This is a genomic window from Streptomyces sp. NPDC056169 (genome assembly GCF_042268445.1).
Classification (GTDB): Bacteria; Actinomycetota; Actinomycetes; order Streptomycetales; family Streptomycetaceae; genus Streptomyces.
The window spans coordinates 407,703-421,398 of the sequence record NZ_JBHJUO010000006.1 but is presented as its reverse complement, the minus strand read 5'-3'; the positions used below and the strand labels follow the sequence as shown (position 1 = coordinate 421,398).

The window sequence follows — 13,696 nt, the reverse complement described above, 5'->3', positions numbered from 1 at the left end:
ACGCCCGGTTACATTCCGAACCCGGAAGCTAAGCCTTTCAGCGCCGATGGTACTGCAGGGGGGACCCTGTGGGAGAGTAGGACGCCGCCGAACAACCCGCCCTTTTAGCTCAGTCGGTAGAGCGTCTCCATGGTAAGGAGAAGGTCAACGGTTCGATTCCGTTAAAGGGCTCCAAGAAGAAAGGCCCCGCCATTGGCGGGGCCTTTTTTGCGTTGCCGTGGAAAGCACGGAGGAGAGGCGGCCCCTTTCGGGGCCGCCTTGGTGGATCAGTGGAGATCCGGCTCTCGCAGGCGCATCGCCAGGATGGCCATGTCGTCGGAGGCGGGGGCCTGGGCGAAGCGCTCGACCGCGCGGAGGACACGGGCGGCGACCGCGCCGGCCGTCAGGCCCGTACACGTCTTGAGGACTTCGGTGAGACCGTCGTCGCCCAGCATGCGGGTGCCTTCGCGGCGCTCGGTCACGCCGTCCGTGACGCAGAGGAGGACGTCGCCCGGGTCGAGGGTGATCGTCTGCTCGTACAGCTCCAGGTCCTCCATGACGCCGAGGAGCGGCTGGGGCTCGGCGGCCGGCTGGACCGTGCCGTCCTGGCGGAGGCGCAGGGGCAAGGGGTGGCCGGCGCAGACGACCTTGAGGATCGCGGAGCCGTCCTCCTGCGGGCGCATCTCGCCGTAGAGCAGGGTGAGGAAGCGGCTGCGGGCGCCCTCGTCGAGGATCGCGGCGTTGAGCCGCTCCAGGACGGCCGGGCCGCCGAAGCCCTCGCGGGCCAGGAGACGCAGGGCGTGGCGGGCCAGGCCGGTGACGGCCGCGGCCTCCGGGCCCGTACCGCAGACGTCGCCGATGGCGAATCCGTACGCGCCGTCGCGGATCGGGAAGAGGTCGTAGAAGTCGCCCCCGACCTCGTTGCCCTCGCCGGCCGCTCGGTAGATGACGTCGACCTCGACGCCGGGGATCACCGGGAGGCCGGGCGGGAGGAGGCTGCGCTGGAGGGACTGGCTGATCGCCACGCGCTCCGAGTACAGCCGGGCGTTGTCCAGGGCCAGGGCGGCCCGGCGCGAGAGGTCCTCGGCGAGCTCCAGGATCTCCTGGCGGAAGTGGTCCTCGGAGGGGCGGCCCAGGGTCAGCATGCCGATGACCCGGTTGCGGGCGACCAGGGGCAGGACGACCGTCTCGCCGGCGACCGCGCTCGCGGTGGCCAGGGTGGTGTCGATGCCGGAGGAGAGCGGGCTCGTGGGGTGGTCGAGGGCGCGGACCGAGGCGCTGAGCGCCGCTCGGTGCGCGGCGTCGCCGGGGGCCGTCCAGACGCGGGCGCCGGGTGTGGGCACCGGGTCGGGCGGGGCGATCGAGGAGAGCAGGTCCTTGAGGCCGTCGATGCGGTCCTCGTCCTCGTGGAGCACGTACGAGAGGTACGGGTCGGAGGCCTGGTCGGCGATCGTGTAGACCGCGCACCAGGTGGCGAGGGTCGGGACCGTCATCTGGGCCATCAGGGCCAGGGTCTGGTCGCGGTCCAAGGTGCCGGCGAGGAGGTCGGAGGCCTCGACGAGGAAGCTGAGGGAGCCGCGGCGGAGGCGTTCGAGCTCGCCGAGGCGGGCCGACTCGACCGCGAGGGCGATGCGGTCGGCGGCGAACTGGAGGCGGAGGGCCTCCTCGTTGGAGTAGCGGTTCGCGGATTCGGCGGCCACGCCCAGGGAGCCGGTGAGCCGGCCCTCGACCTTGAGCGGGACGGTGACCACCGAGCGCATGCCGGTGCCTTCGAGGAGGGGGACGGCGCCGGGGACGGCCGCCAGGTCCTCGTGGACGGCGGGCATGCGGGCGGAGCCGTAACGGCTGGCGCCGGTCTCGACGGGGACGCGGGCGAAGCGCTGGCGGGCGGCCGGGAGGCCGGTGGTCGCCCGTACTTCGAGTTCGGTCTCGTCGTCGGTGGCGAGGAGGAGGAAGGCGGCGTCGCCGTCGAGCATGTCGCGGGCGCGTTCGACCGTGCGCTGGAGGAGGCCGTCGAGGTCGTCGGGGGCCGGGGAGCCGATGAAGACCTCGAAGGGGTCGGTGGCGCGGCTCTCGGAGCCCGGTTCGGCGGCGGGGCGCTGCGGGGTCTGGATGACCGCCCGCTCGTGTTCCCGTACGAGGAGGCAGACGGTGGAGGGTTCGCCCTGGGAGTCGCGGACCCGGAGGTGCGAGGCGTAGACGGGGACGACGCGGCCGTCGGCGCAGCGGATGCCGTAGCTGCCCTCCCAGCGGGAGAGGCGCAGGGCCTCGGCGAGGCCGGTGCCGATGCCGGGGGTGTGCGGCCAGGCGGCGAGGTCGCCGAGGGGCTTGCCGGTGACCTGGTCGGCCTCGTAGCCGAAGAGCTCCGCGGCGTCCTCGTTCCACGCGGTGACGGCGCCGCCGCGGTCGATCTGGGCGACGGCGACGCGGACGCGGCTCTCGGCGGCCGGGAGGAGGGCGTCGGGGAGGACGGGGCCGGCGGAGCGGGTGCCGACCGGGCGCTGCGGGAGGTCGAGATGGAACCAGACGTGCTTGCGGGTGGGGGAGTAGTCGACGCCCCAGCGGTGGGCGAGGGCGGCGCAGAGCAGCAGGCCCCGGCCGTTCTCGCGGTCGGGGCTGCCGAGGGTGCGGCCGCCCTGGACGGGGATCTCGCGCTCGGGGTAGCGGTCGGCGACCTCGACGCGGATGCTGTCCTCGGAGCGGAGGCAGAGGACCTCGGCGGAGGTGCCGGCGTGGATCACGGCGTTGGTGACGAGCTCGCTGGTGAGGACGACGGCGTCGTCGACGAGTTCGGAGTGTCCCCAGCCCTGGAGGGTGTCCCTGACGAACGCGCGGGCGGCCGCGACGGACCGCCCGACGGGCTCGAAGCTGGCAGTCGCCCGCGCGGTGATCACAGCACTCCTCGTACGCGTTTCGACGCCCGGCTCTGCCATGCTCGGTATGCCCCTCCCACTGCCCGGTGGTCGTGCGCGCACCACACCGTCCCCGCCGGGCGGACCGGGGTGGTGGGACAGTCGGATGCCAGGTTACTTACCTTCGCTGTCCGCGCGGATGCCGGTCGTCACAGTTTCCGCCCGCCAGGGGTGGGGACGCTGTGCGAAGCTGCCGAACTGTTATCGCCTTGTACGGTCGCGGTGAAACACTGGGCAGGCTATCGGCGAGAGCCGGAAGTGTTCGGTCGACCCCTTTCGGGAGGGACACGGTGGAGTCTGGCACGGCGGCGCGGCGTGGCGGCAGCGGTACGCGCGCGAGGGGCGGACGTTCCCGTGGGGGGACGGTGCAAGTGGACGCGGCGGCGCTGGAGCGGTTGCTGGCCGCGTTGGTGTCGATGCGGGACGGGAACTTCCGTAAACGGCTGACGGTCTCCGGTGACGGGGTCATGGCGGAGATCTCCGCCGTGTTCAACGAGGTCGCGGACCGGCAGATGCACGTGACGGGGGAGCTGTCGCGGGTCCGGCGGGTGGTCGGCCGTGAGGGCAAGCTGTCCGAGCGGCTCGAGGCGGGGGCGACGGAGGGGGCGTGGGCCGCGGCGATCGAGGCCGCGAACGCGCTGGTCGACGATCTGGCCCGGCCGGTGTCCGAGGTGGGGCGGGTCCTGTCGGCGGTGGCCGAGGGTGATCTCGACCAGCGGATGGACCTGCGTTCGGAGGGTGCCGACGGAGCCGTACGGCCGCTGCGCGGGGAGTTCCTGAAGGTCGCGCGTACCGCGAACAACCTCGTGGACCAGCTGTCGGTGTTCGCCTCCGAGGTGACGAGGGTCGCCGTCGAGGTGGGGACGGACGGCAAGCTGGGCGGGCAGGCGCAGGTGCGTGGGGTGTCCGGTTCGTGGAAGGACCTCACGGACTCGGTCAACACCATGGCGAACCGGCTGACGGCGCAGGTGCGGGACATCGCGCTGGTGACGACGGCGGTGGCGGACGGCGACCTGTCGCAGAAGGTCACGGCGAACGTCGCCGGCGAGATGCTGGAGCTGAAGAACACCGTCAACCGGATGGTGGACCAGCTGTCGTCGTTCTCCTCCGAGGTGACCCGGGTCGCCCGTGAGGTGGGTACGGAGGGCGAGCTCGGCGGTCAGGCCGAGGTGGCCGGGGTCGCGGGTGTCTGGAAGGACCTCACCGATTCCGTCAACACGATGGCGGGAAATCTCACCAATCAGGTGAGAGGGATCGCCGAGGTGACGACCGCGGTCGCCAACGGCGATCTGTCGCAGAAGGTGCGGGTCTCCGCGCGCGGTGAGATCGCGCAGCTCGCGGACACGATCAACCAGATGACCGAGACGCTGCGGACGTTCGCCGACGAGGTGACCCGGGTGTCGGGCGAGGTCGGCGCGCAGGGTCTGCTCGGTGGTCAGGCGCAGGTGCCGGGCGCGGCGGGGACGTGGAAGGACCTCACGGACTCGGTCAACACCGTCTTCCGGAACATCACCACGCAGGTGCGGGACATCGCGCAGGTGACGACGGCGGTGGCCAACGGTGACCTGTCGCAGAAGGTCACGGTGGACGTGGCCGGCGAGATGCTTGAACTGAAGAACACCGTCAACACGATGGTCGACCAGCTGTCGGCCTTCGGTTCCGAGGTGACCCGGGTGGCCCGGGAGGTCGGCGTCGAGGGTCTGCTCGGCGGTCAGGCCGAGGTGCCGGGCGCGGCGGGGACGTGGAAGGACCTCACCGACTCGGTGAACACGGCCTTCCGGAACCTGACGGGTCAGGTGCGGGACATCGCGCAGGTGACGACGGCTGTTGCCAACGGTGACCTGTCGCAGAAGGTCACCGTGGACGTGGCCGGCGAGATGCTTGAACTGAAGAACACCGTCAACACCATGGTGTCGCAGCTCTCGTCCTTCGCCGACCAGGTGACGCGGATGGCGCGGGACGTGGGTACGGAGGGCCGGCTCGGCGGTCAGGCGCGGGTGGACGGGGTCTCCGGCCGCTGGCGCGAGCTCACGGACTCCGTGAACTTCATGGCCGGCAACCTGACGTCGCAGGTGCGGCAGATCGCCCAGGTGACGACGGCGGTCGCCCGCGGCGATCTGTCGCAGAAGATCGACGTGGACGCGCGGGGCGAGATCCTTGAGCTGAAGAACACCATCAACACGATGGTCGATCAGCTCTCCGCCTTCGCCGACCAGGTGACCCGGGTGGCCCGTGAGGTGGGTACCGACGGGCGTCTCGGCGGGCAGGCGCAGGTGCCGGGCGTGGCCGGTGTGTGGCGTGATCTGACGGACTCGGTGAACGGCATGGCCGGGAACCTGACGACCCAGGTCCGTAACATCGCGCAGGTCGCCACTGCGGTCGCCCGGGGTGATCTGTCGCAGAAGATCGACGTGGACGCGCGGGGCGAGATCCTTGAGCTGAAGAACACCCTCAACACGATGGTGGACCAGCTCTCGAACTTCGCCGAGCAGGTGACCCGGGTGGCCCGCGAGGTGGGCACCGAGGGGATCCTGGGCGGTCAGGCCGAGGTGCAGGGGGTCTCCGGCACCTGGAAGGACCTCACCCAGTCGGTGAACTTCATGGCGAACAACCTGACGATTCAGGTGCGCAACATCGCCGAGGTCACGACGGCGGTCGCCATGGGCGACCTCTCCAAGAAGATCACGGTCGACGCCCGGGGCGAGATCCTGGAGCTGGTCACGACCGTCAACACGATGGTCGACCAGCTGTCGAACTTCGCGGACGAGGTCACGCGGGTGGCCCGCGAGGTGGGTACGGAGGGCATCCTCGGCGGCCAGGCGCGGGTGCGCGGGGTCACCGGTACGTGGAAGGACCTCAGCGACAACGTCAACCTGATGGCCAACAACCTGACGAGTCAGGTGCGGAACATCTCCCGGGTCTCCGCGGCCGTCGCCAACGGCGATCTGACGAAGAAGGTGACGGTCGAGGCGCGGGGCGAGGTCGCCGAGCTCGCCGAGACCGTCAACACGATGGTGACGACCCTGTCGTCCTTCGCGGACGAGGTCACGCGGGTGGCCCGCGAGGTGGGCACGGAGGGCGAACTGGGCGGTCAGGCCCGGGTGCCGGGTGTCTCCGGGACCTGGAAGGACCTCACCGAGTCGGTGAACTCGATGGCCGACAACCTCACCGGTCAGGTGCGGCAGATCGCCGCCGTCACCACCGCCATCGCCAAGGGCGACCTGACCAAGAAGATCGACATCGACGCGCGCGGTGAGATCCAGGAGCTGAAGAACACCATCAACACGATGGTCGACCAGCTGTCGAACTTCGCCGAGGAGGTCACCCGCGTGGCCCGCGAGGTGGGCACCGACGGCCAGCTGGGCGGTCAGGCCCGGGTGCGGGACGTGGAGGGCACCTGGAGCGATCTCACGGAGTCCGTGAACGAGATGGCCGGGAACCTCACGCGGCAGGTGCGGGCCATCGCGGCCGTCGCCACCGCGGTGACCCGCGGCGACCTCAACGTCAAGATCGACGGTGTGGACGCGGCCGGCGAGATCCAGGCGCTCCAGGACAACATCAACACGATGATCGCGAACCTGCGCGACACCACCCTCGCCAACGACGAGCAGGACTGGCTCAAGAGCAACCTGGCCCGTATCTCCGGCCTCATGCAGGGCCGCCGGGACCTCGACGACGTGGCCTCGCTCATCATGAGCGAGCTGACGCCGGTGGTCTCGGCCCAGCACGGCGCCTTCTTCGTGGCCATGCCGACGGGCTCCGCCCACAGCGACGCCGAACTCGTCGGTGGGGGCGACGGCGCGTACGAGCTGCGGATGCGCGGGAGTTACGGATACTCCACCGGTTCCATGCCGACCTCGTTCCGGCCCGGGGAGACGCTCATCGGGACGGCCGCCGAGGAGAAGCGGACCATCCAGGTCAACGTGCCGCCGGGCTATCTGAAGATCTCCTCGGGGCTCGGGGAGGCCTCGCCCGCGCATGTGATCGTGCTGCCGGTGCTCTTCGAGGGGAAGGTCCTCGGCGTGATCGAGCTGGCCTCGTTCCAGCCGTTCGCGCAGATCCAGCGGGACTTCCTCAACCAGATCGCCGAGCTGATCGCGACCACCGTCAACACCATCAGCGTCAACACCAAGACGGAGGTGCTGCTCCAGCAGTCGCAGGAGCTCACGGAGCAGCTCAAGGAGCGCTCGGCCGAGCTGGAACACCGTCAGAAGGAGCTCCAGGGCTCCAACCTGGAGCTGGAGGAGAAGGCCGAGCTGCTCGCCCGGCAGAACCGCGACATCGAGGTGAAGAACACCGAGATCGAGGAGGCCCGGCAGGTCCTGGAGGAGCGGGCCGAACAGCTCGCCGTCTCCATGCGGTACAAGTCCGAGTTCCTGGCGAACATGTCGCACGAGCTGCGCACCCCGCTCAACTCGCTGCTGATCCTGGCCAAGTTGCTCGCGGACAACGCCGAGACCAATCTGACGCCGAAGCAGGTCGAGTTCGCGGAGACCATCCACGGCGCCGGTTCGGACCTGCTCCAGCTGATCAACGACATCCTCGACCTGTCCAAGGTCGAGGCGGGCAAGATGGACGTGTCGCCGACGCGGATCGCGCTCGTGCAGCTCGTCGACTACGTGGAGGCCACCTTCCGGCCGCTCACGGCGGAGAAGGGGCTCGACTTCTCGGTGCGGGTCTCGCCCGAGCTGCCGGCCACGCTCCACACCGACGAGCAGCGGCTGCTCCAGGTGCTGCGCAACCTCCTCTCCAACGCGGTGAAGTTCACCGACTCGGGCGCGGTGGAGCTGGTGATCCGGCCGGCGAACGCGGACGTGCCGCAGTCGATCCGCGAGCAGCTCCTGGAGGCCGGTTCGCTGCGCGATCCGGAGGCCGATCTCATCGCGTTCTCGGTCACGGACACCGGGATCGGGATCGCGGCGAGCAAGATGCGGGTCATCTTCGAGGCGTTCAAGCAGGCCGACGGGACGACCAGCCGGAAGTACGGCGGTACGGGTCTTGGGCTCTCGATCAGCCGGGAGATCGCGCGGCTGCTCGGCGGCGAGATCTTCGCGGCGAGCGAGCCGGGCCGGGGTTCGACGTTCACGCTCTATCTGCCGCTGAGCCCGACGGAGCTGCCGTCGCACGGGTACGGGCAGGGGGCGGCGGACGCCGAGGATCCGCAGCAGGGGGCCGGGGAGGGGGCGGCCGGGGCCGTCCACGCCTTCCCGCACTTCCCGCCGCCGCCCGTACGGACCGAGGCGCGGTCGGGGGCCGGGGCGCTGTTCCGGCACCGGCGGAAGGCCGCCGCGGAGGCGAGCGGGGCGCGGACCGCGGTGCCGGGGCAGTTCGGTCAGCTGGGCGCCGTGGACCGGGGGGAGCCGGAGGCGGAGGTCGTGCCGCGTCGTACCTTCGGCTTCTCGGGCGAGAAGGTGCTCATCGTGGACGACGACATCCGTAACGTCTTCGCGCTCACGAGCGTCCTGGAGCAGCACGGGCTCGCGGTGCTGTACGCGGAGAACGGGCGCGAGGGCATCGAAGTCCTGGAGCAGCACGACGACGTGACGGTCGTCCTGATGGACATCATGATGCCGGAGATGGACGGGTACGCGACGACGACCGCGATCCGGCGGATGCCGCAGTTCGCCGGGCTGCCGATCATCGCTCTGACGGCGAAGGCCATGAAGGGCGACCGGGAGAAGGCGATCGAGTCGGGGGCGTCGGACTATGTGACGAAGCCGGTCGACCCCGACCACCTGCTGTCCGTCATGGAGCAGTGGATGCGAGGGGAGTGACTCCGTGCCGGGGGTCCGCGCGGAGTGCCGCGCGGGCCCCCGGGGCTCCGCTGACGGACTGTCGCCACCGGGGTGTGAGAGGGCGGGATACGGGGAACCTTCTGGTCTCCCACCGCGTTTCTGCTACGTGCACAGTGACATCGCGGTGACAGGGTGTGGCGACGGGCGGGGTGCGGCTACGATGACCGGCACAAGGACGGACGGCGCTAGGGAGTCGTCTTCTGGGGCGGCGCCCGGTGCTTCCCCCGGTTACGGGAGCCGGGGAGAGCCGTTGCCGGGACGAGGAGGACGGGGCATGGTGCAGAAGGCCAAGATCCTCCTGGTCGATGACCGGCCGGAGAATCTGCTGGCGCTGGAGGCCATTCTCTCCGCGCTCGATCAGACGCTGGTGCGGGCATCGTCCGGGGAGGAAGCGCTCAAGGCGCTGCTGACGGACGACTTCGCGGTCATCCTGCTGGACGTGCAGATGCCGGGCATGGACGGTTTCGAGACGGCCGCGCACATCAAGCGGCGCGAGCGGACCCGGGACATCCCGATCATCTTCCTCACCGCCATCAACCACGGCCCCCACCACACCTTCCGGGGGTACGCGGCCGGAGCGGTCGACTACATCTCGAAGCCCTTCGACCCGTGGGTGCTGCGCGCCAAGGTCTCGGTCTTCGTCGAGCTCTACATGAAGAACTGCAAGCTGCGCGAGCAGGCCGCCCTGCTGCGGCTGCAGTTGGAGGGCGGCGCCGAGGGCGGTCACGGCAAGGAGTCCGCCGGGCTGCTCGCCGAGCTCTCCGCGCGTCTCGCCGCCGTCGAGGAGCAGGCGGAGGCGCTGTCGAAGCAGCTCGACGACGACTCCGCCGACGCGGCGGCCGTCGCCACCGCCGCGCACCTGGAGCGCAAGCTCACGGGCCTGCGGCGCGCCCTGGACGCCCTGGAGCCGGGTACGGGCGCCGCGCCGACGCTGCCCGCCCAGACCTGACGTACCGTCACGCGGAGTGGGGCGCCGTGACCCGGCGTCAGCTCCGCGCCCCGGCACGGTTGACACGATCGAGTGAGCCGGACACCCGTCCGCTTACCGGCGGGTGAGAGCGGACAGCCCGTCCCCTCACCGGTAACCTCAGCATCATGGCTTCACGTACGTCCGGCAAGGGTTCTCAGGGCACGGCGGGCGCCGCAAAGCCGCGCGCCGGCCGGACGGCGGCCGCCGCGAAGAAGGCGGCGCCAGCGAAGTCTCCTGCCAAGCCGCCCGCCAAACCCGCCGCGAAGAAGGCGACGGCCAAGAAGGCCGCGCCCGCCAAGCGCGCGCCCGCGCGGAAGACCGCCGCGAAGAAGGCCGCGCCCCGCCCGGCACCGTCCCCCACCGGGGGCGTCTACCGGCTCGCCCGCGGAGTCTGGCTGGGCATCGCCCACGCGGTGGGGGCGATGTTCCGGGGGATAGGGCGTGGCGCCAAGGGCCTCGACCCCGCCCACCGCAAGGACGGGCTCGCGCTGCTGCTGCTCGGCGTCGCGCTGATCGTCGCCGCGGGCACCTGGTCGAATCTGCGGGGCCCGGTCGGCGACCTCGTCGAGATGCTCGTCACCGGGGCCTTCGGCCGGCTCGACCTGCTCGTCCCGCTGCTTCTCGGCGTCATCGCCGTGCGGCTGATCCTCTATCCGGAGAAGCCCGAGGCCAACGGCCGGATCAGCATCGGCCTCTCCGCCCTCGTCATCGGCGTCCTCGGTCAGGTCCACATCGCCTGCGGTTCACCGGGCCGCGGCGACGGCACCGAGGCCATGCAGGACGCCGGCGGCCTCATCGGCTGGGCCGCGTCCCAGCCCCTCGTCTTCATGATGGGCGAGGTCCTCGCCGTACCGATGCTGGTCCTGCTCACGATCTTCGGCCTGCTCGTCGTCACCGCCACCCCCGTCAACGCCATCCCGCAGCGCCTGCGCGCCCTCGGCGCCCGGCTCGGCATCGTCGAACCCGCCGACGACCCGGCGGAGTCCGAGGGGCACGAGGGGTACGACGAGGATTGGCGCGAGGCCGCGCCGCGGACCGCCCGTCCCGCGCGGCGCCGGGCGACCGGCCCGGCGGAGCCGTACGACGTGGACCGGGCCGAGGCCGAGCTCCTGGAGCGGCGCGCCGGCCGGGCCCCGCGCAGCTCCGCGCCCGACCCCTTCGACCACGGCTTCGACCCGGTGGACGTCGCCGCGGCCGCGGCCGCCGCCCTCGACGGCGCCGTGCTCAACGGCATGCCGCCCTCCCCGATCGTGGCCGATCTGACCAGGGACGTCACCGCCGAGCGCGACGCCGCCCTGGCCGCCTCCGCCGAGACCTCCGGGTCCGTCGCCCCGGCCGCGCCCGTACCCCCGGCGCGCGGTGGCGAGGAGCGGCCCGGAGGCGTACCCGACCTGACGAAGCCCGCGCCCGAGCCGACCGATCTGCCGCCGCGGGCCGAGCAGCTCCAGCTCTCCGGCGACATCACGTACTCGCTGCCGTCGATGGACCTGCTGGAGCGCGGCGGGCCGGGCAAGACGCGCAGCGCCGCGAACGACCTCGTCGTGGAGTCGCTCTCCAACGTCTTCTCGGAGTTCAAGGTCGACGCGGCCGTCACCGGCTTCACCCGCGGTCCGACGGTCACGCGGTACGAGGTCGAGCTCGGCCCCGCCGTGAAGGTCGAGAAGATCACGGCCCTGACCAAGAACATCGCGTACGCCGTGGCCTCGCCGGACGTCCGGATCATCTCGCCGATCCCCGGCAAGTCCGCCGTCGGCATCGAGATCCCCAACAGCGACCGCGAGATGGTCAACCTCGGGGACGTGCTGCGGCTCGCGGACGCGGCGGGCGACGACCACCCGATGCTGGTGGCGCTCGGCAAGGACGTCGAGGGCGGCTACGTGATGGCCAACCTGGCGAAGATGCCGCACATCCTGGTCGCCGGTGCCACCGGCTCCGGCAAGTCCTCCTGCATCAACTGCCTCATCACCTCGGTGATGATAAGAGCGACCCCCGAGGACGTCCGGATGGTGCTCGTCGACCCCAAGCGGGTCGAGCTCACCGCCTACGAGGGCATCCCGCACCTGATCACCCCGATCATCACCAACCCCAAGCGGGCCGCCGAGGCCCTGCAGTGGGTGGTGAAGGAGATGGACCTCCGCTACGACGACCTGGCCGCCTTCGGTTTCCGGCACATCGACGACTTCAACCAGGCCATCCGGGACGGGAAGATCAAGCTGCCCGAGGGCAGTCAGCGGGAGCTCAACCCCTACCCGTACCTCCTGGTGATCGTCGACGAGCTCGCCGACCTGATGATGGTCGCGCCGCGGGACGTCGAGGACTCGATCGTCCGCATCACCCAGTTGGCCCGCGCCGCCGGCATCCACCTCGTCCTCGCCACCCAGCGGCCGTCCGTGGACGTCGTCACCGGTCTGATCAAGGCGAACGTGCCCTCGCGGCTCGCCTTCGCCACCTCCTCGCTCGCCGACAGCCGGGTCATCCTGGACCAGCCGGGTGCCGAGAAGCTGATCGGCAAGGGCGACGGGCTGTTCCTGCCGATGGGCGCGAACAAGCCGACGCGTATGCAGGGCGCCTTCGTCACCGAGCACGAGGTCGCGGCCGTCGTGCAGCACTGCAAGGACCAGATGACGCCCGTCTTCCGGGAGGACGTCACCGTCGGCACCCGGCAGAAGAAGGAGATCGACGAGGACATCGGCGACGACCTCGACCTGCTGTGCCAGGCCGCCGAGCTGGTCGTCTCGACGCAGTTCGGCTCCACGTCGATGCTCCAGCGCAAGCTGCGCGTCGGCTTCGCGAAGGCCGGCCGGCTGATGGACCTGATGGAGTCGCGGAACATCGTCGGACCGAGCGAGGGCTCCAAGGCGCGTGACGTCCTGGTGAAACCCGACGAGCTGGACGGGGTGCTCGCGGTCATCCGGGGGGAGTCGGGGGCGTAGGGCGGAGGGGACCGGGTACGCGGTAGGCGTCGGCGTACCCGATCGAGACCGGGCCGAGACTCACTCGTAAGGGAACGGGGGCAACCGTTTCCCCTGGCCGTACGTCAAGTTGGACGGTGGGACAGATGGATGTCCCAGCCTCATGGCGTACAAACAGCACCCGCCCGGTTGCCCCACCCTTTCGTACCACCCATAGACTGAACGTCCAGCAGGTGGCTACACGCTCGAAAGGCGCTCTCGTGTCCATCGGCAACTCCCCCGAAGACGACCGGACGTTCCCGGCAGACGACCGGGACTCGATCGGTCGCGCTCTCCAGCAGGCCCGAATCGCCGCCGGTCTCACCGTCGAAGAGGTCAGTGCCTCCACCCGTGTCCGGATCCCGATCGTGCACGCGATCGAGGAGGACGACTTCTCGCGCTGCGGCGGCGACGTCTACGCCCGCGGGCACATCCGCACCCTCGCGCGCGCCGTCGGCATCGATCCGGCCGATCTGATCGAGCAGTACGACGCCGACCACGGCGGCCGTCCCGCGCCGACCCCCGCCGCCCCGCTCTTCGAGGCGGAACGTATCCGCCCCGAGCCGCGGCGGCCCAACTGGACCGCCGCGATGGTCGCGGCGATCGTCGCCGTCGTGGGCTTCGTCGGCTTCACGATGTTCGACGGCAACGAGGCCCCCAAGGGCACCACGACCGCCGACGGCGGTCCGGCCCCGGCGCCGGAGAAGGCGACGTCCGCCGCCAAGCCGAAGCCGGTCAAGCCCGCCCCGAAGCCCAGCGAGAGCGCGATCGCCGCGGTCCCGCAGGACAAGGTCACGGTCAAGCTCACCGCCGTCGACGGCAAGAGCTGGATCTCGGCCAAGGCCGAGGACGGGAAGCTGCTCTTCGACGGCCTCCTCCTGGAGGGCGAGTCCAAGACCTTCCAGGACGACGCGCGCGTCGACCTGGTCCTCGGCAACGCCGGTGCCATCGAGCTCTACGTGAACGGCAAGAAGGTCGAAGAGAAGTTCGAATCCGGTCAGGTCGAGCGGCTCAGCTACACCAAGGGCGACCCCGAGGCCGGATGATCCGCCCGGGGCCGTCGGACCCCGTGATGTGACCTCTGTCGCG

The 13,696-nt window shown here is 70.7% G+C and carries 5 protein-coding genes, 1 tRNA gene and 1 rRNA gene; 6 read left to right on the top strand and 1 reads right to left on the bottom strand.

Translation table 11 applies throughout. The features are described from left to right. Positions 1 to 93: ribosomal RNA gene (gene rrf, locus ACFC0G_RS12625) — 5S ribosomal RNA — on the top strand; the annotation flags it as partial. Positions 94 to 98: 5 nt separating this feature from the next. Then, a tRNA-Thr gene (locus ACFC0G_RS12620) sits at positions 99 to 174 on the top strand. 92 nt (positions 175 to 266) lie between these two features. Here the strand turns inward: ACFC0G_RS12620 and ACFC0G_RS12615 are convergent. After that, a complete protein-coding gene (locus ACFC0G_RS12615) occupies positions 267 to 2,912 on the bottom strand; it encodes a SpoIIE family protein phosphatase (RefSeq protein ID WP_376401420.1) in 2,646 nt (881 codons plus the stop codon). A 269-nt stretch (positions 2,913 to 3,181) separates the two neighbouring features. Here ACFC0G_RS12615 and ACFC0G_RS12610 point away from each other — a divergent pair, with 269 nt between their 5' ends. The 4 genes from ACFC0G_RS12610 (at position 3,182) to ACFC0G_RS12595 (ending at position 13,653) form a co-directional block, all read left to right on the top strand. Then, positions 3,182 to 8,665, top strand: coding sequence for a HAMP domain-containing protein (locus ACFC0G_RS12610; RefSeq protein ID WP_376401417.1), 5,484 nt, complete (start codon positions 3,182 to 3,184; stop codon positions 8,663 to 8,665). Positions 8,666 to 8,960: 295 nt separating this feature from the next. Further along, positions 8,961 to 9,635, top strand: a complete 675-nt coding sequence (locus ACFC0G_RS12605; protein ID WP_376401414.1) for a two-component system response regulator — start codon at positions 8,961 to 8,963, stop codon at positions 9,633 to 9,635. Between the two features lie 146 nt (positions 9,636 to 9,781). Then, positions 9,782 to 12,589 (top strand): DNA translocase FtsK, encoded by a 2,808-nt coding sequence (locus ACFC0G_RS12600; RefSeq protein ID WP_376401411.1) that lies wholly within the window; start codon positions 9,782 to 9,784, stop codon positions 12,587 to 12,589. A gap of 239 nt (positions 12,590 to 12,828) precedes the next feature. Beyond that, positions 12,829 to 13,653 (top strand): helix-turn-helix domain-containing protein, encoded by an 825-nt coding sequence (locus ACFC0G_RS12595; protein ID WP_376401409.1) that lies wholly within the window; start codon positions 12,829 to 12,831, stop codon positions 13,651 to 13,653. Positions 13,654 to 13,696 lie beyond the last annotated feature (43 nt).